Raw genomic sequence first — 21,187 nt, forward strand, 5'->3', positions numbered from 1 at the left:
AGACACAGCAGACAGGTTCAGTTAGTCATAACTGAACACATCACCACCATGCATATCAATCATCTCCAGTGCTTTACCGCCACCACGGGCGACACAGGTTAACGGGTCATCAGCCACCACCACCGGAATACCGGTTTCTTCCATCAGCAAGCGGTCAAGGTCACGCAACAGTGCGCCACCGCCGGTTAATACCATGCCGCGTTCAGAGATATCTGACGCCAGCTCTGGTGGTGCTTGCTCCAGCGCTACCATTACCGCACTGACAATACCGGCCAGCGGCTCTTGCAGTGCTTCTAAAATTTCATTGCTGGTCATGGTAAAGCTGCGTGGTACGCCTTCAGCCAGGTTACGGCCGCGCACTTCAATTTCCAGTACGTCGTCGCTGGGGTAAGCTGAACCAATTTCAGTTTTAATCCGCTCAGCGGTAGCTTCGCCAATTAAAATGCCGTAGTTGCGGCGGATATAGTTGACGATAGCGTCGTCAAATTTGTCACCACCAATGCGCACTGACGAGGAATACACCACACCGTTCAGCGAGATAATGGCAACTTCAGTAGTACCACCACCGATATCAACAACCATAGAGCCGGTGGCTTCTGATACAGGTAAGCCGGCGCCGATGGCGGCGGCCATAGGTTCATCAATTAAATACACTTCACGTGCGCCGGCGCCCTGGGCCGACTCACGAATAGCCCGACGCTCTACCTGAGTAGAACCGCAGGGTACGCATACCAGCACGCGTGGGCTGGGGCGTAAAAAGCTGTTGCTGTGTGCCTGGCGGATAAAGTGCTGCAGCATTTTTTCAGTCACATAAAAGTCAGCAATTACGCCGTCTTTCATCGGCCGGATAGCTTTAATGTTGCCGGGCGTGCGGCCTAACATGCGTTTAGCGGCATGGCCCACAGCAGCAACACTTTTGGGGCCGCCGGCGCGTTCCTGACGGATAGCCACTACGGAGGGTTCATTCAGCACTATGCCCTGATCTTTTACGTAAATCAGAGTATTTGCTGTACCCAAATCGATAGATAAGTCGTTTGAAAAGAGGCCACGTAATTTATTAAACATGAAAGAACCGGATCCTTATAAACCTGAGTGTCGCACGAGCACTCAGCACTGCGTCGCCTTAGCATAGCAGCGTTGGTAAACATAGCGAGAGTTATTCTAAGTAACTCCCCGATAAGTGAATAGCTTTATCTTACATTTTTGTGCAATTAAACCAAGCCCCCGGCGCATTTATCTATCTGCTACAACGAATTGTACCAAAGTAACCCGGCACGGCAGTAAGATTAGCAGTTACTGAAATAGTTCACGCCAGGAAATTTGCCGTGGATTACCTCTAAAGCGACCAAACATTACCTCCGCTGAAGGGTTTTGTTGATAGTCCGGTGTGGCACCCCGCCAGTAGTATTGCAACCAGGGATGAGTTTCGTATTGCACTTGCCAGGTTCCCACCGCTGAGGGCGGATTAAGCCATAATGTCTGCGCCGGCAAGCGGCCTGACTGCATAATAGCGCTGTTGCCAATCAGGCTCAGATCAGGCGAGCCGCTGATTGTAGTCAGCAAAGCTGAACTGTTGCTGATTAACGAGCAACTATCAGCCGCATTGAGCAGAAAGTCGCTGCCATCCCAATATTCTGTGGCAAATACCAGCGGTAGCGGTTCATCTTCCGGCCCGGCCAGGTTTTGCATACTTAAACGGCCATAACGCAATGCCGTGGTGTCACTATGCAGTGCGCTGATTGCATCTGTCGACACGCCGTCGGCATCGGTTGGTTGGGCATACACTGTCAAATCAAGCGGTGCCGCCGGCAGCGACGGCCGGCTGGCGTAGTGCGACACTGTCATTTGTGCTACACCATCTTGCCAACTACCCAGCGGGCTTATTGCCCCCTCGCCCAGCACGGAGCCGGCAGGCAAATCCGGCGCACTGTAGCGCATACCCTGTGTCACAGTAGCATCACCCCATACCGACAGATCCAGCCTGGCAAAGGCATCGCGGTAATTTTGCGTTACCATGCCGGCCGTATTAAGCGCCTGCAAGGTAAAAGCGGTGCTAAAACCGCGCTGACCAAAATAGGTGAAGCTGCCACAGGCTGCGATAGCACTGCCGGCTTCAAGGTTAAAGCGCTGCGGAATAAAACGCCCGGTTGGTGCACTGGCAGCCGCCGGAATGGGCTCGGCCATACCCAGGTAACTCAGCGCCGGTACTGCAAAACGAAACACCCCAACTTCCGACACACTTTGCACCACAACAGTGGCAGCGTTAACTGCACTTTGCTGCTGATATTGGCTCACCGCCAGGCTGCCGGCATTACCATTGGCCGGTGCCAATAACTGATGCGTAATGGCAATATTGCTGCGGCTGAAATTAGGTGTTACGGGATTTTGGCAAATATCGGTGCTGTTTTGGGCAAAAGCGCGCGCGCTGATGCTCAGGTTAAAGTTCTCTCCGGCGCGGCGAAACACCGGGCAATCGGCATCGGCTGCACTACACTCACCGCCGGTTTGAATACATAGCCCGGCCGGGCGGCGCTTAAACTGATCGGCGCCGTTCATTACCAGGCCGTTATCTTGCGTTGCCGCCGATCCCGTATAGCGGGCATTAAGTTGCAACTGGCCGGCATCGGCATAATTCAGGTCAAAACTGGCCTGACCCTGGGCATTAAAGTTCAGTGCCAGTGTTTGCCGCGTCGCTTCTGTCAGGCCAACGTCGGTATTATTAATCTGTACCGGCCAGGACACCGGCCTGCCGGCGGCGCCTGGGCTGATATAGTCACTCCAGAACGCCACATTTCTGCTGACGTTGGCAAATTGCGGCACACATTGCTGGCTGCTGTCGTCTTTACGTACGGCACTGATAAGAATATTCTGCGTTTGCTGGTTGGCAATGCCGTCCGGCACGTCAAACACCAGGCCGCTGTCAGCAAAACTAATGTTGCAGGCCGCCGCACTAAGCGCACCATTGCCGGCGCGGCACAGCGTTTGGCTTAGCGGCCGCGTTGTCGGCACAGAGCCACTGACACCTATAGTGGTACTACCGACAACACTGCGGCGCAGCGCAACTGTGGTACTGCCACCGCTGAAGTTAATTACATTACCACCAAGCCAGCCGCCGTCAGGTATTGTTGCAGGGCTTAAATTAGCGATTACCGCTTCGGTTACCAATTCGCTGCACGCCGCGTTTTTGCAGGCACGCACGGTGAAGGTTTCCGGGTTACAGGTCAGCGCGCGGCCGCTGTAGTCAAACTCGAAGTGATCTATTTGCTGGCCTACCGGTGCGGAGCGCAGGGCGCAAATACTCAGATTATCCAGCTCATGGATATTATTTGAGCCGCCGGTAGAGCCGGTGAGCGATAAAAAGAAGTTTTCCGGCACCGGCGCCTGGCCGGTCTGATTTTGCGCATTAAAAGGCGCAATCAGGCTGACAAAACCGCTGCCGCTGTCACGCTCTACTGACACCAGGGTAGTGCCGGCCTGGCGCGAGTCTACGGTAAAGCGATAGCGATGCGGACTGTTTTGGTTGCCATCCACCGCCGGCGATAAACAATTGCCATTGGGGTTAGTGCTGCCATTATTGCAGGTACCACGCAGGTAACGATAACCAGTGGTGCCCTCGCCAGAGCCCCGTACCGCAACACTTTGCTGGCGCCGCCCCACATTAGTGCTACCACCTTCGTTAGAGAAATTGCCATATTCATCCAGACCAAAGCCCAGCCAACCTCCGGCAAAGCCGGGAATACCCGGTTTAAAGCCATAGCCCAGCGGGCCACCAAAAGCGCCGGCCTGCGGCGTGATTGTTGCGTCTGACAACACCAGGGCTAAACCGTCGGCACCGTTACCACCGTAAGCGCGATAATCAAATTCCACAATCACCAGGTTGTCCGCTGCAGGGTACAACCGCTGATAAGTAGCGGAGGTGGCCTGGTTGCCGACAGCTTCCGTCATCCGCAGCCGGCCATTAACAACCTGCGGCGTGAAGCTGCCACTGCTGCGGCTGGTTACCCAGCTCTCCGGCGACAAGGTGCCGCTGAAGTTATCGGTCAGACACTGGCCACAAGCACTGCTGCGCGCTGTGCCGTCATAACTAAGCCCGGCGCTTTGATTTTGATACATCTGGCTGATCTGTACCTGGCTAAGCGCCTGATTAAACAGCAGCACTTCATCGATATCGCCGCGAAAATCATCCGTCACGTTGCCATTGGCCTGCCACCAGATCCCGACAGCGGCACCTGCTACAGACAGCCCTGCACTATTGCTGGCAGTAACACAACGCACCAGGTTATTGTTCAGATACAGGCACAGTTGGTTGCCATTACGGGTAAGCGTAACCTGGCTCCAGACATTGTTAGCAACCACCGGGCTACTGCTGCCACCACTAAAGGTATAGTAAGCACCCTTCAGGCCGGCACGGATTTCATTGTTGCCGTTAATGTATAGCTCCAGCTCGGTATTGGAACCGTTGCTACTGGCCGAAAACAATTCGCGAAAACTGTTACCGGCATCCAACCGGAACCACATCGACAAGCTAAAGTTAGTCAGCCCGTTGAGCGCTGCTGCCGGCACATTGATATAGTCATTGCCGGTTGCAGAAAAATCTCCCGCCTCCAGCACCTGACCATCGGCAACAGCACCAACATTTATGCCCGAGGCCGGATAGTTACCGGTTAGGTCAGCAATAACCCCGTTATTTACCGCTGTACATAGATCAAGCGGATAATGCGCACGGGCCTGCTGCAACGGCTCGTACAGTGTGCAAGCACCTGCCGGTGAGGCATTGGGTAAACACTGGCCAAACACCTGGCTGCCACCCTGCACATTAACCGTCGAATACCCGGGGGCCTGCAGCACGCCGTATACTGTGCTGTCATTAAGGGTAATGGCGCCGCTATTGCTGCTGATATTCACCATAGCGCCGGCTGAACCAATGTTACTGTCATCTATTGATACGGTGCTGGCGCCGCTGATACTGCCGCTTTGCATAGTGACACCGGACAGCGTCATAATGTTGTTTGACAGCATAACAAAATCACCCGCCAGGGTGCCGCCGGTCAAATTCATTCCCGAGCGCGCAGTAGCGCCGCCGGATAAATCGGTACCGTTGCTGGTAATAGTATTATTGTTACTGCTGACCAGGCCGGTAACGCTGCCGCCGGTCAGATTAATGCTACCGCCGCTACTTATACTGCCGTTTACCGTGCTGTTAGTCAGCGAGATCGCCGCGCTGGAGGCCGTTATATTGCCCCAGACAACATTAGTGTTGGTACTGGTAATACTGCCGTAATCACTTTGCAGGTTAATCCGCGTTGCCGCACTGCCTATCGTCGCGCCATTCAGGCTAAAACCGTTATTAGCAATCAGTGTTGCAGTGGCATTTGCCACCACAATATCGCCGTTATTTAACGTAACACGGCCGTTACCATTGCAGCGAAAGGTATTGCCATTCACTGACCAATTGGTACTGCACGGCGGGTAGTTGCCGCTGCCGAGGTTATAGGTTGCCGCACTTAGCGGCATTGCGCACAGCAACAGTAGCCACAGCCAGAATACTTGTTTCATTGCCGCACCTCTATTTGTACCGTGCGGCTGGTCAGGAAACCGGCGGCCACGCAATTTGCTGTGCTGCTAAGCTGAAACAGCGGTACGGCACCGGGTGTGGTGGCGGTATAAGCCTTACAACTTAAGCTGGCGCTGCAGCCTTGCAACGCCGGGCCGCTAAACGTATGCGCTGCGCTGACGGCCGTGCAATCGGCGCTGTTGTTGTCTAACGGAAATAACTCTGTCAGCGCCAGCTCCAGGCCACTTTGCGCGGCAAACAAACTGCGATTGCCCTGCACTTCATATACTACGGTTTGCGCACTGCTGCTAAGCAAGCGCGCCATACTCAGCGCCAGCGCCAGCATCACTACAATAACAAAAACCGCGATAACCAGCGCACTGCCGCGCTGCGCATAATAGTTAAGGTACATTGGGCAGGTGCACCTCATAGTTAAAAAACATATCAGAACCGCTATCGGCACCAAACTGCAAAAACATATTTACCACTGCATTGCGGGTTAGCACCGCCTCCTGCACCTGAAATTGCGCATTTTTAACCTGCTGTGCCATTAACACCCCGGCACCGGCCGGCGGGTTGCCGGCAGAAAAATCGTAACCCACCAGGCGGCGGATCTCACCATCACGGGCACAATAACTGACACTGTTTTGCAAAATATAGAAGCGCCGCTCCGGCGAATCCGTGGCAAAGCTGTGGGCGGCGGCCAGCTCCAGCTCCACCGTAGCCCCCTGTGCCGGGTTGGTTATTGCGGCCGCATTCGTCACCGTAGCGCCTTGCAATGACACCCGCCTGTCGCTGGCGGCGTAATAATGTGCCGGCCCGGTGGGATACACTATAAGCTGCTGCGCCAACAAGCTGTTGTTCCAGTCAAATAACTCCAGTTGTACTTCATCACTGCTTTGTGGTGCCACCGGCAGGCGGCGGTATATACCGCTGGCAGCTACCGGAGTAAATTCAACACAACTGCTTAAACCGGCCACCTCATTTACCCGCACGCTGTTTGGCGCCGCGTTGCGCAGTTCGCGCACTAAACGCTCGGCTACAAAGCGGCTTTGGCCAAGAATTTGCTCGCGCCCCGCCACATCGGCATACATTCTGGCGCCCAGGCCAAGGTAGCTGCTTACCGCCACCGCTAAAATAGCCAGGATCACCAGAGTAATTACCAGCTCAACCAGAGTAAAACCGCGCGCGCGCATTACCAGTTACCCCGCAGTGCAGCAAACTCAATCACATCGCCGGTGGGTGTGGTTATCTGCAACTGAATACGCTTAGTTTGCGCTGAGGCGTAACTTACCTGAACCTGCACGCGGTAGGCGCGGTAAATATCCAGCAGGCGCGCATCGGCGCTGCCGAAAATACTGTTAATTTGATCGCCGCTGACATCAAGGTTATGAAAGTCGTCTACGTCGTTATAGTGTTCGCGCTGTTCACGCTCGGCCGGCGTACAAAAGGGAGCGCCGTTGCGGCATTCCGGGCCAAAATCTGCCGCCGGCGTGCAGGGTTTGGCGCCGGTTTCATTGCAGCGCAATAAGCTGCCGCTGCGGCTGGATTGTTGATCAAAGGCTTTGCCGAAGATTTCATTCATCAGGCTTTGGCCAAGCTCTGCCGCGCGCACCTGATGCCAGGGATCAGCGCTTTTTAACAAAATGGGGCCCAGCACCGAGGTAATAATGGCCAGGCTGATACCCAGCACAACAATACCGGCAATTAATTCTATTAAGGTCACACCGCGGCTGCGTTTTAGCATGGGTGTATATAGCCTTCGCTTGCAATACACACGTTTAGTGTAGTCTGTCCCTGCAGCGTTATAGTGCAACTGCCGGCACTGCAAGCCGGCCGGCCCAGATTGTCAAAGCTGATAGTGCCGGCCGGTGCCAGAGTTACCGCATCGCGCGCAGCCACACACACTACCGCGCTGGTATCGGCATCATTACAAGTGGCAGCGCCGATAAGAACGGAAGCAGCGGAGACATTAACAGCGGGGGTAATACAATCTGTGCATTGCATCGCTTGAATTTGTACGCGGCGCAGTAAGTTAAGCAGCTGATCCTGATACAGATATTCTGAGGTGCCGGCAGTAGTAAAAAAACGCGGGGCTATGCTGACACTTAATACCGCCAGTACTACGATGACAACGATCAGCTCAATTAGCGTGTAACCGCAAAAGTTAAGCCTGTTACGCATAAACGGCCCCTTTAACAGCAACCCCGCCAACAGCATAACACCGACGGCGGGGCTAACACCCGGCGCTGCACTAAATGTAAATGCAGCGCCGACTAATCAGCTGACTAAATTAGTTAGCACAACCATCTGTATCTAATAAAATTACCGGTGGGTCATCCGCACTGGTAGCATTAGTGTACTGCAGGTAGCAACCTTTACTGGTAATACCCGTCTCATCTGCTGCAGAAGGAATGCCTACTACTGAACTTTGTGCAATATAAATATCGCCGCCGTCAATAAAAAACACCCAATCTGTTGTGGCAGCAGCAGCGCCCATAAGAGATGCATCTAACGAAGCGGCGGCAACAACGCCAGCGGCTGTAGCCGATGGATAGCCGTAAATCACCTCAATACCGCCAGAGGTCAAATTTGATGCTGTATCACCCAGGCGCCCTTCAATAGCTGCTTTGGCATATACCGTTTGCGCGCCGCCTTGCACTGCACCTTTTAAACCGTTGACCACACTAACACGGGCGTCACCGGCAAAGTTAAAAAAGCGTGGTGCTGCCGTTACCGCCAGAATACCCAGAATAACGATAACAATAATTAACTCAATTAATGTAAAACCTTGATTACGTTTCATAATACTGCCTTTGGATTACGGTTTATTTAAGAAAATAGATACCTGACCCGTTGACGGATTATAGGTAAAACCATTGGTCGCAGTTATGCCGGCAGCTGGTGCCGCTGTTAAACCTGCCGTTTGGTGAAATTCACACACCGGAGCGGCATAACGCACAAAAATATTGTCGTTTGCATCAAATGCTGTATCAGCAGTTGGCGGGCTTTGAAAAACACTCTGAAATGCAGCTATACATTCTGCTGCAGTTACGCTGGCAACCACTGATGCCACCAGTGGTGTACCGCCTCCTGTGGGGTAACCAAAAGCACTGTCCACACCAACATTGACGCCATCATAGTTAATAGTGGCAACACCGGCTGTACCAGCAGGACGGCCCTCAACTTCCCATTGCGCACGCACCAAACCTACTGCAGAAGCAAAACCGCCTGCTATACCTTGCAGAGAAGCATCTTCAGCCTCTGCAGTTACATTTAAAAAGCGTGGTAAAGCTGTAGCGGCTAATAAGCCTAAAATAATCACTACGATAATCAGCTCTATTAAAGTAAAACCTGATTGTCTTTTCATCTTTGTATCTCCCATCCGTTTGTTATCATTAGTATATCGTTAAAATCTGTAATTACACTTACTTTGTCAACAGCTTTACACTGCTGCTACCTGTCAGGTGCCCTTGTAGGCGTTGAGCATATCCCACATTGGCGTAAAAATACCCAGCGCTAAAATCAGTACCATTACTGCCACTACGGCAATAAGAATCGGTTCTATTTTGGCGGTCAGGCTTTTTAAATCAAACGCCACTTCGCGCTCATAAAAGCCGGCCACTTCGGCCAGCATTTCATCCATAGCACCGGTTTCTTCGCCTACAGCCAGCATTTGCAGTACCAGCGGGGTAAACATGCCGCTTTGCTGGCTTACCTTAAGTAAGCTTTCGCCACGTTCTATACTGCGGCGCATTTCACGGATTTTACTGCCGAGGTGCTCATTATCTACCGCGTCGGCCACCAGGGTTAACGCACTGGTCATGGGTACACCGGCCTTTAACATCATGCCAAAGCTGCGGGCAAAGCGGCCCAACGTAGCGCGGTAAATTAAATCGCCTACAAGCGGCACGGCCAGCTTCCATCTACCCCATGTTAAGCGACCCTTATCGGTCTTAACATAAGCGCGCAGCGCCAAAGCACCGCCCACAGCCATGATTAACATTAACGGCCAGAAGCGGACAAAAAACGCCGAGCTGGCCAGCAAAGCTTTGGTAGACCACGGCAGTTCAGCATTAAAGCGGGCAAACATAGCGGCAAACTGCGGAATAACCGCCAGGTTAAGAATAAACATTGCTACCACTAAGGTGAGTAACACAAAAATAGGGTAACGGGTAGCCTGTTTAATTTGCTTGCGGGTTTCCAGCTCCTGCTCAAAATAATAAGTCAGCTGTAAAAAGGCTTCATCCAGCCGGCCGGTGTTTTCACCCACGTGCACTATGCTCACCATCAGCCGGCTGAATACGTCGGGGTGCAGCGCCAGCGCTTGCGACAAATTCCGGCCGCTTTCCAGTTGCTCTACCAACTGCGGCAACAACAGCTGCAGGCGCTTAGATGCTGTGCTTTGTGCCAAACCTTCAATGGCGCGGATAATAGGAATGCCGGCCCGCATTAACGAGTACATCTGGCGCGAAAACATAATTAAGTCAGTTAACGACACCTTGCTTTGCCACAGCACTATGCCTTTAACAGCGCTGCTGCTTTGTTGCTGCTGCCGTTGAATACTCAGCGGTATATAGCTGCGCCGGCGCAATAAATCGGCCGCGGCGCCTTCATTGCCGGCTTCTACTTCCCCGCTGACGGCCTGGCCGGCAGCATCTCGCGCTTTGTAAGCAAATAGTGCCATAGGCTTAGCTTTCCTCTGCCGCTGGCAGTGGGTCGGTATCCAGATACTCGGATACGCGGATCACTTCATCCAGGCTGGTAACGCCCTGCTGAGCGTACTGCAAGGCCATAGTGCCCAGGCTGGTAAAATCTGCACTGTGATGCGCCAGGTTAGTAAAAGCTTCAGTGTCACTGCGCCTTAACGCATCGGCCAGCGGTTTGGTGATCATCAACAGTTCAAACACACCCAGCCGGCCTTTATAGCCGCTGTGGTTACAGGATTGACAGCCGGGCGCATGCCAGTATTTTGCCGACACACTGGTTTTATGATGCCGCAACCAGCTGCTTTCCAACTCGTCGGGTTGGTACGGTTGTTTGCAGTAATCACACAGCCGCCGCACCAGGCGCTGCGCTACTATGGCGCGCAAAGCTGATGCCACCAGATAAGGCGCCGCACCCATATCTATTAGGCGCAAGGTACTGGTTACCGCATCATTGGTGTGTAAGGTAGATAACACCAGGTGGCCGGTTAAGGCGCCACGCAGGCCCATCTCTGCCGTTTCCTGATCGCGCATTTCCCCCACCATGATGATGTCCGGGTCCTGGCGTAAGGTGGTGCGCAGTACATTACTGAAACTCAGGCCTATTTTATGATTCACCTGTACCTGGTTTATCCGTGGCAAGCGGTACTCTACCGGGTCTTCTACGGTAATAATTTTACTGCCGGCCTGGTTTAACTCGCTAAGCAAACCATACAGGGTAGTAGTTTTACCTGAGCCGGTTGGGCCGGTAACCAAAATCATGCCGTGCGGACTTTGAATAATACGGCGTAATTTGGCCAGCATCGGCGCCGGAATGCCGGTTTCTTCCAGTCGCAGTAAGCCGGCAGATTGGTCCAGCAAACGCATTACCACAGACTCGCCGTATTGCACCGGCATGGTGGAAATACGCACATCTATCTGGTGTTTTTTTACGTTGATTTGAAAACGGCCATCCTGCGGCAAGCGTTTTTCCGAGATATCCAGGTTTGCCATCAGCTTTAAGCGCAGTACCAGCGCCGAAGCGATACTGACCTGATTAAGGATATTTTCCTGCAACACGCCGTCTACCCGCTGGCGGATGCGCAGCACTTTGTCATCCGGTTCTATATGGATATCTGACGCTTTAACCTGTACTGCGTCTTCAAAAATCGATTGCAGCAACTTAACAATGGTGTTGTCGGCGTCAATTTGCTCGTCCAGTGCGCTGACATCCAGCCCGCTGTCGTCACCGTGCTCGGCCTTCAGCTGGGTGGCAAAGCTTTCAATTTGCCGCGTGCGGCGATACAAGGTGTCAAACGCTTGAATTAACTGGCTTTCCCGCACTACGGCCAGCTCTATTTGCCGTGGCGCCAGCAGTTCTGCCAGTTGATCCATTGCGGCTAAATCGGCCGGGTCACTCATGCCCAGCAGTACAGTGTCATCACGATCTTCCAGCACCAGGGCACGGAAACGCCGCGCCTGCACTTCGGGCAATAGTTGCACAGCTTTCGGATCTATCGGCTTTTGCGCGATATCCAGAAACGGCACATTCAGCTGCTGCGCCAAAAACTGCAACAGCTGGGCTTCTGACAGAAAATTCAGCTCGGTCAGCGTGGAGCCTAACTTACGGCCGCTTTGCTGTTGTTGGGTTAACGCTTGTTGTAACTGTGGCTCTGAGATAATGCCCTCATGCACCAGTAAATCACCCAAACGCATTTTTAAACGTGGTCTTTGCATCAGGTTACTCTGTAGCAGCTAAACGCTGTTGAATGTAATTCCGGCTGGCAGCAGACAGTGTTTCACTGTGTTGCCATGCCTGGCGATAATAATGCTGTGCCTGAGCGCGCTCGGCCTGTGCATCAAATGAAATAGCCGCCCCCAGCCACCAACGCCCCTGCTGTGGTTGCAGCACCACCAGTTGCGAAAACCAGTGCAGTGCTCCCTGATGCTGCCCCAATTGCTGCAGCGCGGTCGCCTTCATGCCGTAGTAATCCGGTTGCTGCGCTAAGGTAAATTGTGGCGGCAACAAGGCATCTACCGCTTGCCATTGCTGCGCTGCCGCAGCGTGCTGCGCCAGCATTAACTGAATATCGGCATGCACTATGCCTTGTGCCACCGCTTGTTGTAACACTGCATGGGCTTGTGCCGGCTGTCCCAGTTGCAACCACAGCCCGGCCTGCGCCAGATATAACTCCGCGTCTTGCGGCGTTAGCTGCTGCAGTTGCTGCCAGTATTGCAACGCCTGCTGCAATTGGCCGTTTTGTGCAGCAGCCAGCGCTTGCTGCCGTAACCCGGCTTTACGCTGCGCTATGGGTTCGGCCGCATGTTCAATTGTCATCTTACCGGCCGGCGCTGCGGCTTTAGTAACCGGGGCCGGAACCTCGTTTACCACTATAGCTTGCTGTGATGCTTGTGATTGTGGCAAAGCCTGTAGCGGTACAATAACGGCTACCGGCAACGGCTGCTCAACTGTGTTTTCTGTGCTTTCTGCATTCTCAGCACTTTCTGCGCGGACGCTATTGGCAGCCTCTACGCTACCAAGCACTGAACCATCAGCCGCAGCCGCTACTGCAGTATCCGCGGTTAAACTCTGTGCTATCTCCACAACATCTGTAGCCGCCGCTGGCTGTAGCACAGGCGTTGTCGCGGCAGGGTTATCCGCGGCGACATCGCGGGTTAAAATGGCGTACACCGCAAAGCAGAGTAAGCAGAAGCTTAGCAACAACAATATATTCAGCCATAATGGCCGGTCCGGCCGGTAGGCCAATTGCGCCGCCGGCTCTGTGGCAACAGCTGTGTGTTGGCGCTGCTCTAAATCGCGCAGCATTTTATTTAATACACTCATAATGCCGCCAACCTTTGCAGCCAGCTGCTGTTAGCCGCTACCGCATAGCCGGCGATTCCGGGCAGCAACAAACAGGCGGCATACCACAACCAGCTGCGCGGTTTAGGCTGTACATCTTCGGTATCCAACGCGGCGAGGCGCACATGCTGATAGCCGGCAGTGGCTTTGCCTTCACCAAATGCCAGCAACAGTGCTTTATGCGCCAGTATATTTACCAGCCTTGGAATACCGCGGCTATAACGGCTTAATGAGCGCAGCGCCGCGCCGCTGAACAACATCTGGTTGGCGCCGGCCTGTGCCAACCGCTGCTGTAAATAGGCGGCCACCTGAACACGGCTCATCAAAGCCAGTTCACTGGAAAAGGTAATACGCTGACGCAGCTGGCGAAAGCGGTAGCTTGCCAGCTTTTTATTCAACTCCGGCTGGCCAAACAATACCACCTGCAGCAGTTTTTGCTGCTGGGTTTCCAGATTGGTCAGTAAACGCAGCGCCTCTAAAGTATCGTCCGGCAATGCCTGGGCTTCATCTATCAACACTATGGTTTTTTTACCCTGGGCGGCCAACAGCAGCAATTGCCGTTGTAACAGCTGCAATAATTGCGCCGCATCAATATTGGCCGAGTGTTTTAAACCCAATTCCAGCGCCAGTGCCCAACGTAACTCCAGCGGCGTTAAACAGGGATCCGGTAAATACGCCAGCTGCCAGTCGGCGTCGGCTTGTTGCAGCAATTTACGACACAGCAGGGTTTTGCCACTGCCGACTTCACCGGTAATTTTAATAAAACCTTCGCCGGCGGCCAGCGCAGTTTGTAGTACGGCTAACACATCCTGATGCTGTTGCAACGGCACAAAGAACGCCGTATCCGGCGTTAGGCCGAACGGCATTCGGTTCAGTTGGAAATGCCGTTGATACATCGCTAATTGGCCGACCAGTCTGACAGTTGCACCGAAGACTGCTGAATTTGCTGCTGCCATACGCCTTCACCAACCACGGTGGGTTTAAGCAGAATAACCAGCTCTTTTTTCTTTTCTACCTTGCTGATACTGGTAAACAACTTACCCAGTATTGGTATAGCGCTAAGCACCGGCGTACGTGACTCACTGTCGCTGGTAACGGTTTGCATTAAACCGCCAATCACCACGATTTCGCCGCTGCGGGCGCGGATAATGGTATCAGACTCACGAATATTGCTTTGTGCCAACGGCAGGATCACTTCTTCGTTGCTGAAACGGATGGTTTTACTTTGTTCTGCCGTCTCGGTTACTGAAGGGTGCACATGCAGGATCACGCTGCCGTTTTGGTCAATTTGCGGTGTAACATCCAGCGCGATACCGGAGAAAAACGGCTGCAAAGAGATATTCGGTGTACTGATAGTGCCGCCAACGCCGGATATAGTGTCGCTGCTGATGTTAGTAACAAAGTATTCGTCCTGGCCTACTTTAATTACCGCTTTTTGGTTATTCATTGCAGTAACCCGCGGGCTGGACAATACCTGCGCATTGCCCTGAGTTTCCAGCAGGTTAATTACGCCGTTAAAATCGGCATTATTAAATGAAATAGCGGTAACGCCACCTAAAGAGCTGCTGATAGCATTACTGGCCACCGCACCACTGGTGCTGAAATTAAAGCCGGTACTACGCAGGTTCATAATGGCGTTTTGCCAGTTAATGCCTTGCTGATACTCATCATTGAGGGTAACTTCTATGATCTTCGCTTCCAACACCACCTGGCGCTGTAAGTGTTGTTCAGACTGGCCCAGGTAGGCTTTTACTGCGGCAATTTCTTCCGGCATACCCCGTACGGTTACCAGGCCGGCCTGCGGCGTAACCACTACCATCCGTTGTGGCCCGTCGCCCAACACAGTACTGACAGCTTTTTCCAGATCTTTCCAAAAGTCGGTTTGGCTTTCACTTTTTATCGTGCTGCCGTTAAATTGCTGTTGGCCGGATTGGCCCTGGCCGTTTTGATTGTTTTGGTTATTGGCCTGGTTGTTATTCTGGTTATTGTTATTATTGTTGTTGCCGTTATTCTGATTGCTTTGGTTGTCTTGCGACACACCGCCGGAATTTACCGCAATGGAAGAAAAACCCTGACGCTGCAACATCAGATAATTTACAGCGATGCTCTCAGTGCGCAGCCCTGCCGGATAAACTTTATATACCAAGCCTTGCAGGCGGATATCAAAACCATACAGTTGCTGCACAATGGCCATAGTTTCGGCCAGCGTAACCTGCTTTAACTGCAGGCTGATATTGCCACTGACATCCGGGTGCAACACCACGCTATAGGGTGTGTCTGTAACCAATGATTGAAAGAAATCTACCAGATCTGCCTGCACGGCGGCGACGTTAAAGCGCGGCAACTGCGGCTGCACCGGGGTATAGCCGGCGCTGAGTAGATCTTGGGTTACTGCTGCCGGTACCGGCGCTGCGGCTTGCGCTGCGGCATGATTCTGTTGCGCGGCCTGGTGTAAATCCTGTTTAGCTTGTTGCGGAATTGCAGTGGGCGTAAAGGCCTGGCAACCGGCCAGCAGTGCGCTGCTGCATAGCCACAGTATTTTGTGTCCTGACTTATTCTTCATATTGTTTTATCGCTGTGTTAAGTAACGGCAATACCCGCTGTTCACCATTTAATTGCAAAACTACCTGTGCCTGCTGAATGTCGGCTACCCGATACTGCTCAACCCGATCTCCCTTGCGTACCAGTTGGCCGTTTATCAGTGCAACCAAACCCTGTTCAGTATTCTTAATCAGTTGCAGCCGGAGGCTGACCGGCGCAGCAGCGCTTTGTACCGCGCTGCCGTCAATTTGCCAACCACTGGCAGGCTTGGTAGGATCGGCCTGCAGCTGGCTGCTTAGCAGCAAGGCCAGACTACAAACGAATAAAATCTTCATATTCACTCACTGTGCTCAGCTTTAACGACAATTCTGCCTGAGGGTACTCCAACACGCGATACTCCAGCCCGGCGCGGTTTACCAGCCCCGGCAATTGCTCAATACGTTGCAGTACTGCATACAACTTAGCGTAACTGCCGCTCATTACCAGCGTAATAGTATGCTGATATAATAATGCCGCTTCGTCATCAGCCTGCCCTGCCAGCCTGACCGGTTGCGCCGGCGGGGTAGACAAGCTGGTTACCTGCACACCGCTGCTGCTTTGCAGTATGTTTTGCAGCAAGCTGATCATTTGCTCTGAGCCGACAAAATGGGCAGCACTTAGTCTTATTTCGCTATTAAGTTGCTGCTCTTGCTGTTGCAATCCGGCTATTTGCTCCAGATACTTTTGATCCATATTCACGCTGAGTTGGCGCCGCAGGGTATCGGCCTGCGCTTTGGCATCATGTTGTTGCTGTTGCAAAGTGCTCAGTTGCTTTTGCCCTTGCTGAGCAGCCAGTAATACCGGCTCCAGCAGATAAATCAGCAATAACCACAGCGTAAGAAAAATAGCGCCCAACGACAGCAACAGTTTTTCCCGCTGCTGTAACTGACTGAATTTGTCTGATAATAACTGCCATTGCGTCACAAGCCGGCTCCTTGTTGGGCTACCAGCTGAAAGCTTACTGCGCTCTGTTGTGGTACCTGCAACATATTAACCTCGCTAAAGCGCTGCCCTTTGAAATAGCTGAGCCGGCGTAAATCTTCCAGCCATAACGGCACTTTGTCCGGTTGCAATGAAATGCCGCTGAAGCTGCTGTGCTGTTGCTGCAAACTAAAAGCAGTTAACCACAGCTCCTGCCGGTCTATCTGCAGCAAATGCGCAAACACCGGGCTGTACAATTGACCGGCTTGTTGCTGCTGTTGAGCAAGGTAGCCTAACAGTTGCTGCTTTTGCCGTACCCGGTGCTGCACCTGTTCATATTGCTTGATCAGCTCTGCTGACGGCTGGCGCTGCTGCAGTGCTTGTTGATACAACAGCACTTCCTGTTGCTGCACATCCAGTTGTTGCTGCTGTGTTGCAAGCTGCGCAGCCAGTTGTTGTTGCTGATACTGCAACAACAACCAAGCCGACAGCAACAGACCCACCAGTAACAACCAGGCAGATAATACCCGCTGCAAGCTGAGGCGATCGGTTACCGGATACAGTAGCGGTTGATACAGGTTTACCTGCTGTTTCATGCGGCCGGCTCCTTCATCTGTGCGCTAACCGCGGCCACTGCGGGCCAGCAGCGTAACAGTTCGTTGTCGTTCAGTGTTGCAGCCAATGGCGGCGCTTGTAACGGCTCAACACGGTTGAAGCCGCTTTGACTGAGTAATTCAGCCATAATCTGTGGCGCCGTCATCAGTAAGCGGATATCGCGCACCGGCGGCTGCTTGAGCTGGCTTTCGAAATAATCCATTGAACGCTGCAGTTCTAACTGCAAGCGATCCAGGGTTCCAGCGCGTAAGTCTTCTTCGCTGCTTAAATGCAACTTACTGAAACCGCGGGTGCGTCTGGAGAAGTAAAGCAAACCATCACGCACAATTTGGATCAATACTTCCTGATCCGGCTGATGCACCACCAACATGCTGGCCTGAGTGCTTAGCGGCAGCAGTGCAGCGGCTAGCCATTCTTCCGGTTGTATTGACACTATTGCCGGGCCGGCGCTGTTTACGGTATTAACCAGCTGCTTTAACCAGGCGAGGCTGGCCACTACCACATTAATTTTAGCCTGTGTGGTATTATTGCCGGGTAAATCAATGTAGTCCGCCACGATATCTTCCGGCGCAATACTCACCAGATCTTTTACCTGCCATGGCAATGCCTGCAGCATTTCTTCAGCGGCAACAGCCGGCTTGTCCAACTGCACCAGCTGGTAGAAATCGGCTGCCAGAATAATGTGCAGCCGGCTATGCGCCGGTGCTACGGCAAGCGCTTCAAGCAATGCCGGCTGCCAATTACCGACACTAAAGTTGATGGTTTTGCAGAGTTTTATCCGGCTGTCTTTCAGCTGTACCAGCGTAAGACTGTTGCTGCACAGATGCAAAGCAAACAGCGGTTGCTCACCGGGTGCTATTTGATTGAGGCGTTTTATTATTTTTCTCAGCATAGCGCTGCCATTCCCTCCGTTTGTAACGCTATACTAGCGGCTATTCCTTTGGCTGTCATGCTTCTTCCCATGTTGTATTCATCTGAGATTCAGTTACCGGCTGCGCGGCAACGCTGGCAATCTTTAAACCATGCTTTGTTGTTACGCAATCAGGTACAACTTTGGATCTGTCATCTGGAAACCGACCTTGCTGCGGTGTCCGGCAACAAATGGTTAAAACTAAAATATCACCTTGCTGCAGTTCAGCATGAAGGCATGGCGGGCGTTTTTACCTTCGGCGGCGCGTTCTCTAATCATCTGTGTGCTGTTGCCGCTGCCTGCAACCAACTGGGGTTAACCAGTGTTGCCTATGTCCGGGCGGATAAACCCGACCCGGCCAACCCGACGCTGCGCTTTTGCCAACAGCTGGGCATGCAATTGCACTTTGTTGATCGTAGCAGTTACCGCCTGCGCCACCAGAGCGATTTTATCCGCCGGTTACAGCAGCAACATCCAACTCTGTTAATGGTGCCGGAGGGCGGATCTTCTGCCGACGGCGCCCGTGGTGTGGCCGGGCTGGATTTGGCCACGACACCGGATGGCGCCGCCGACACCATAATTTGCGCTACCGCCAGCGGTGGTACCCTGGCCGGTATTATCAGCCGCAACGATGCCACAGTGCTGGGTATTGCTGTGGTAAAAGATCCTTCATTGCCTGACAAAGTACTGCAGCTGCTGCCGGCGCAGCGGAGTTTAAGCCGGTGGCAGATTAATACCGATTTTACCGGTGCCGGTTATGGCCGTTTCAGCCCGGAGTTGCTGCAGTTTTGCAGGGACATGGCACAACAACACTTGTATGTTGAACCGGTTTATACCGGTAAAGCGCTCAACGGGTTATTTTCACTGATTGCCGCGGGATATTTTCCTGCCGGCAGCCGGCTCAGCTTCTTTCACACCGGCGGCTTGCAAGGCCTGAAGGGCATGCATTATCGCGGCTTGATCACAGCGGCTGACCTTGCGCTATTATCTGGTTTAACGGCTGGCTGAAATAAAAACCCTGGCCGCCGGCAATACCCAGCTTTTGCAATGTAAGCCACTCATCTTCCAGCTCTACGCCGGTAGCAATCACTTTTACGCCTTTACCGGCGTAGCCGGAAATCAGACCGCGAACAAACAGTTGCTGCTCCAGATGCTGGTTAATATTACGTACTACCGAAGGGTGCAACTTTACTGACTCCAGCGGCAATTCATCCACATAAAGCGCATTGTCGATAACCAAACCAACCTGATCGACAATAAGGGTGAAGCCTGCATTGTGCAGCTTCAACAAACGACTTTTTAACTGCTTATAATGCTTTAGCAAATGATGTTCGGTGATTTCCAGCGCCAACTGCTGTGGTTCCAACTGACCACTTAGTAACATATGATCCAGCCATTCACACCACTGTGGCTCAAGTAGCGACTGAATGCTGATATTAACACTGCAACGACTGTAAGTGCGCGAATCAACTGCGCACAGCCGCGCCGTTTTTAAAAGTACATGTTGATCAAGCTGCCCGGCCAGGCCACAGTTATGCGCCATAGGCAGGAAAATAGCGGCCGGAATATTCTGACCGTCACTGGTTTGCAACCGCACTAATACCTCATGCTGTAATACATCAGTGTCCTGCCAAGAGAATACCGGCTGGAAACTTAACGCAAACCGATGTTCCTGCAATGCTTTGTTCAGCTCTGAGCGCCACCATACCGAACCTTTCGCGGCCGGTTTATTATCCTGTTGCACGTAACCGTAAGCTGCATTAGGCCCATGTAGCTGCGCAGTTTTAAGTGCCATGTCGGCTTCTGACAAAATTTGATACGAGGTTTGATCGCGCTGATAGCCGGCATAGCCGATATGCAGTACGTCTTGCCCGGCACAATCGGCAAAACAACTGGCGCGGCTTAGCAAGGTAGCCATTCTGTCACCCAACTTTTCCATCTCTTTGCCGCTAAGCCCCGCCACCAGAAACACTAAATCGTTGTCAGACAAACGCGCCATAACGGTATCAGCGTAAGCCGCGGCGATGCCGTGCAGAATATCGACACAACCTTTTAACCGTGTCAGCTGTTTAATACCGGCCTGGCCTGACTCCGGATGACTGAGTTGAATAATATACAAAGCACCATATGCTACTTCAGACACATCACTGAGGTAATGCTGCAGCTTACTTTCGAAAAACACGCGGTTACCAATGGCCAACTCATGATCGATTAAGCCCTGCACCCGCACCAGGTGTCTGACTTCCTGATCCCGTTTCAGTAAATGGTTGATCCGTTCTGACACTTTAGTCAACGCTATGCTGGGTGCAATACCGGCACGGCTGTTAAGCTCCACTTTTTCCTGCAACATACGGATAGTTTTATCCAGCTCAATGACTTCGCTGGTAAGCGCGCTGCGCCGGCGGCGAAACAGCAATATCAGTGGTAAAAACAGCAGGATAAAAACGGTATTCAACGCAAAGTAAAACCAAAAGCTGCGGCCAGGCAGCAAGCGTTTATCGACAAAAGCAAAAACATCACCGATATTCAGCGCTATATAGTCTGTTTTAGCCGGTTCGGCTTGCGTGACTAAGCCATTTTCCGCCGTTAGCGTAAGCCAAAAAGGTTGGCCTTGCGGCAATGCAGTTTGTGGCTGAACCAGCTGCACCAGTTGAATAGCCTGCTGCTGCATGGCATAGCGCTGAGCAACAAAATGTGACAAGTTAAGGATCAGTAGAAACAGCAATAGCGCTAACAGCTGTAGGCGACGCGTCCGGTGCTCGAATAAATGCAGTAATGACAAGGCCAACTCCTTTTGAAACAGCTCTTAGTGTTAATCTTTGTCCGGCATTTGTCGAGTTTTTCAGCAACAATTTGTGTTGTGATGTGTAATGATGTGATTGACGAAGCGCAAAGCAAAAAGCCCGGCTCTTACGAGACGGGCTTTGCTTAATTGGGAGGCTGCGGGGCTGGCCATCCAGCGGTGAACTACCGCAATACCAATAAAAAAACCCTTCGTTTTCACGAAGGGTCTGTTTATTTGGGAGCCTGGCGGTGAACTACTCTCGCATAGCGAATGC

19 protein-coding genes are annotated in these 21,187 nt (G+C 52.6%); 1 reads left to right on the forward strand and 18 read right to left on the reverse strand.

Translation table 11 applies throughout. The features are described from left to right. Positions 1 to 21 precede the first annotated feature (21 nt). The 17 genes from Q8O77_RS18240 to Q8O77_RS18320 form a co-directional block, all read right to left on the reverse strand. On the reverse strand, positions 22 to 1,065 hold the full coding sequence (locus tag Q8O77_RS18240; RefSeq protein ID WP_305556661.1) for a rod shape-determining protein: 1,044 nt from the start codon (positions 1,063 to 1,065) through the stop codon (positions 22 to 24). A 228-nt stretch (positions 1,066 to 1,293) separates the two neighbouring features. Next, on the reverse strand, positions 1,294 to 5,556 hold the full coding sequence (locus Q8O77_RS18245; RefSeq protein ID WP_305556663.1) for a DUF6701 domain-containing protein: 4,263 nt from the start codon (positions 5,554 to 5,556) through the stop codon (positions 1,294 to 1,296). Then, complete coding sequence (locus Q8O77_RS18250) at positions 5,553 to 5,966, reverse strand: type II secretory pathway component (protein WP_305556665.1); 414 nt, start codon at positions 5,964 to 5,966, stop codon at positions 5,553 to 5,555. The genes Q8O77_RS18245 and Q8O77_RS18250 overlap by 4 nt, the downstream gene beginning before the upstream one ends. Beyond that, on the reverse strand, positions 5,956 to 6,750 hold the full coding sequence (locus Q8O77_RS18255; protein WP_305556667.1) for a PilW family protein: 795 nt from the start codon (positions 6,748 to 6,750) through the stop codon (positions 5,956 to 5,958). The genes Q8O77_RS18250 and Q8O77_RS18255 overlap by 11 nt, the downstream gene beginning before the upstream one ends. Next, positions 6,750 to 7,301, reverse strand: coding sequence for a prepilin-type N-terminal cleavage/methylation domain-containing protein (locus Q8O77_RS18260; RefSeq protein WP_305556669.1), 552 nt, complete (start codon positions 7,299 to 7,301; stop codon positions 6,750 to 6,752). Before Q8O77_RS18260 ends, Q8O77_RS18255 begins: the two co-directional genes overlap by 1 nt. After that, on the reverse strand, positions 7,295 to 7,738 hold the full coding sequence (locus tag Q8O77_RS18265; protein WP_305556671.1) for a prepilin-type N-terminal cleavage/methylation domain-containing protein: 444 nt from the start codon (positions 7,736 to 7,738) through the stop codon (positions 7,295 to 7,297). The genes Q8O77_RS18260 and Q8O77_RS18265 overlap by 7 nt, the downstream gene beginning before the upstream one ends. A 109-nt stretch (positions 7,739 to 7,847) precedes the next feature. Beyond that, positions 7,848 to 8,360 carry a prepilin-type N-terminal cleavage/methylation domain-containing protein gene (locus Q8O77_RS18270; RefSeq protein WP_305556674.1) on the reverse strand — a complete coding sequence of 171 codons (513 nt, stop codon included), beginning with the start codon at positions 8,358 to 8,360 and terminating at the stop codon, positions 7,848 to 7,850. Positions 8,361 to 8,375: 15 nt separating this feature from the next. Continuing rightward, a complete protein-coding gene (locus Q8O77_RS20120) occupies positions 8,376 to 8,924 on the reverse strand; it encodes a prepilin-type N-terminal cleavage/methylation domain-containing protein (protein WP_371133510.1) in 549 nt (182 codons plus the stop codon). 93 nt (positions 8,925 to 9,017) lie between these two features. Next, entirely contained in the window at positions 9,018 to 10,241 is a 1,224-nt protein-coding gene (locus Q8O77_RS18280; protein ID WP_305556676.1) for a type II secretion system F family protein, read from the reverse strand. Between the two features lie 4 nt (positions 10,242 to 10,245). Beyond that, positions 10,246 to 11,976, reverse strand: a complete 1,731-nt coding sequence (locus Q8O77_RS18285) for a GspE/PulE family protein (protein WP_305556678.1) — start codon at positions 11,974 to 11,976, stop codon at positions 10,246 to 10,248. A gap of 4 nt (positions 11,977 to 11,980) precedes the next feature. Beyond that, positions 11,981 to 13,084: a hypothetical protein gene (locus Q8O77_RS18290; protein ID WP_305556681.1), complete on the reverse strand. Its 1,104-nt coding sequence runs from the start codon at positions 13,082 to 13,084 to the stop codon at positions 11,981 to 11,983. After that, the gene (locus tag Q8O77_RS18295; RefSeq protein ID WP_305556684.1) at positions 13,081 to 13,968 is read right to left on the reverse strand and encodes an ExeA family protein; all 888 of its coding nucleotides are present in this window, start codon (positions 13,966 to 13,968) and stop codon (positions 13,081 to 13,083) included. The genes Q8O77_RS18290 and Q8O77_RS18295 overlap by 4 nt, the downstream gene beginning before the upstream one ends. Before the next feature lie 32 nt (positions 13,969 to 14,000). After that, a complete protein-coding gene (gene mshL / locus Q8O77_RS18300) occupies positions 14,001 to 15,665 on the reverse strand; it encodes a pilus (MSHA type) biogenesis protein MshL (RefSeq protein WP_305556686.1) in 1,665 nt (554 codons plus the stop codon). Next, positions 15,655 to 15,978 carry a hypothetical protein gene (locus Q8O77_RS18305; RefSeq protein ID WP_305556688.1) on the reverse strand — a complete coding sequence of 108 codons (324 nt, stop codon included), beginning with the start codon at positions 15,976 to 15,978 and terminating at the stop codon, positions 15,655 to 15,657. The genes mshL and Q8O77_RS18305 overlap by 11 nt, the downstream gene beginning before the upstream one ends. Next, positions 15,956 to 16,606: a hypothetical protein gene (locus Q8O77_RS18310; RefSeq protein ID WP_305556691.1), complete on the reverse strand. Its 651-nt coding sequence runs from the start codon at positions 16,604 to 16,606 to the stop codon at positions 15,956 to 15,958. The genes Q8O77_RS18305 and Q8O77_RS18310 overlap by 23 nt, the downstream gene beginning before the upstream one ends. Next, the gene (locus tag Q8O77_RS18315) at positions 16,603 to 17,199 is read right to left on the reverse strand and encodes a PilN domain-containing protein (protein WP_305556693.1); all 597 of its coding nucleotides are present in this window, start codon (positions 17,197 to 17,199) and stop codon (positions 16,603 to 16,605) included. Before Q8O77_RS18315 ends, Q8O77_RS18310 begins: the two co-directional genes overlap by 4 nt. Further along, positions 17,196 to 18,110: a hypothetical protein gene (locus Q8O77_RS18320; protein WP_305556695.1), complete on the reverse strand. Its 915-nt coding sequence runs from the start codon at positions 18,108 to 18,110 to the stop codon at positions 17,196 to 17,198. Before Q8O77_RS18320 ends, Q8O77_RS18315 begins: the two co-directional genes overlap by 4 nt. Before the next feature lie 69 nt (positions 18,111 to 18,179). Between Q8O77_RS18320 and Q8O77_RS18325 the strand changes: the two genes are divergently transcribed. After that, positions 18,180 to 19,136 carry a 1-aminocyclopropane-1-carboxylate deaminase/D-cysteine desulfhydrase gene (locus Q8O77_RS18325; protein WP_305556698.1) on the forward strand — a complete coding sequence of 319 codons (957 nt, stop codon included), beginning with the start codon at positions 18,180 to 18,182 and terminating at the stop codon, positions 19,134 to 19,136. On the opposite strand, the gene Q8O77_RS18330 is transcribed toward Q8O77_RS18325, so the two are convergent. Further along, positions 19,090 to 20,910 carry an EAL domain-containing protein gene (locus tag Q8O77_RS18330; protein WP_305556700.1) on the reverse strand — a complete coding sequence of 607 codons (1,821 nt, stop codon included), beginning with the start codon at positions 20,908 to 20,910 and terminating at the stop codon, positions 19,090 to 19,092. The genes Q8O77_RS18325 and Q8O77_RS18330 overlap by 47 nt on opposite strands. Between the last annotated feature and the right edge of the window lie 277 nt (positions 20,911 to 21,187).

Origin of the sequence: Rheinheimera sp., from assembly GCF_030690345.1 — a bacterium.
Classification (GTDB): domain Bacteria; phylum Pseudomonadota; class Gammaproteobacteria; order Enterobacterales; family Alteromonadaceae; genus Alishewanella.

Excerpts from the sequence above, each read along its gene's own strand:
- Q8O77_RS18325 (WP_305556698.1), top strand. The coding sequence starts at position 18,180 with ATGTTGTATTCATCTGAGATTCAGTTACCGGCTGCGCGGCAACGCTGG.
- Q8O77_RS18270 (WP_305556674.1), bottom strand. The coding sequence starts at position 8,360 with ATGAAACGTAATCAAGGTTTTACATTAATTGAGTTAATTATTGTTATC.
- Q8O77_RS18240 (WP_305556661.1), bottom strand. The coding sequence starts at position 1,065 with ATGTTTAATAAATTACGTGGCCTCTTTTCAAACGACTTATCTATCGAT.
- Q8O77_RS18290 (WP_305556681.1), bottom strand. The coding sequence starts at position 13,084 with ATGAGTGTATTAAATAAAATGCTGCGCGATTTAGAGCAGCGCCAACAC.
- Q8O77_RS18280 (WP_305556676.1), bottom strand. The coding sequence starts at position 10,241 with ATGGCACTATTTGCTTACAAAGCGCGAGATGCTGCCGGCCAGGCCGTC.
- Q8O77_RS18245 (WP_305556663.1), bottom strand. The coding sequence starts at position 5,556 with ATGAAACAAGTATTCTGGCTGTGGCTACTGTTGCTGTGCGCAATGCCG.
- Q8O77_RS18285 (WP_305556678.1), bottom strand. The coding sequence starts at position 11,976 with ATGCAAAGACCACGTTTAAAAATGCGTTTGGGTGATTTACTGGTGCAT.
- Q8O77_RS18305 (WP_305556688.1), bottom strand. The coding sequence starts at position 15,978 with ATGAAGATTTTATTCGTTTGTAGTCTGGCCTTGCTGCTAAGCAGCCAG.
- Q8O77_RS18320 (WP_305556695.1), bottom strand. The coding sequence starts at position 18,110 with ATGCTGAGAAAAATAATAAAACGCCTCAATCAAATAGCACCCGGTGAG.
- Q8O77_RS18255 (WP_305556667.1), bottom strand. The coding sequence starts at position 6,750 with ATGCGCGCGCGCGGTTTTACTCTGGTTGAGCTGGTAATTACTCTGGTG.
- Q8O77_RS18265 (WP_305556671.1), bottom strand. The coding sequence starts at position 7,738 with ATGCGTAACAGGCTTAACTTTTGCGGTTACACGCTAATTGAGCTGATC.
- mshL (WP_305556686.1), bottom strand. The coding sequence starts at position 15,665 with ATGAAGAATAAGTCAGGACACAAAATACTGTGGCTATGCAGCAGCGCA.
- Q8O77_RS18260 (WP_305556669.1), bottom strand. The coding sequence starts at position 7,301 with ATGCTAAAACGCAGCCGCGGTGTGACCTTAATAGAATTAATTGCCGGT.
- Q8O77_RS18295 (WP_305556684.1), bottom strand. The coding sequence starts at position 13,968 with ATGCCGTTCGGCCTAACGCCGGATACGGCGTTCTTTGTGCCGTTGCAA.
- Q8O77_RS20120 (WP_371133510.1), bottom strand. The coding sequence starts at position 8,924 with ATGAAAAGACAATCAGGTTTTACTTTAATAGAGCTGATTATCGTAGTG.
- Q8O77_RS18315 (WP_305556693.1), bottom strand. The coding sequence starts at position 17,199 with ATGAAACAGCAGGTAAACCTGTATCAACCGCTACTGTATCCGGTAACC.
- Q8O77_RS18250 (WP_305556665.1), bottom strand. The coding sequence starts at position 5,966 with ATGTACCTTAACTATTATGCGCAGCGCGGCAGTGCGCTGGTTATCGCG.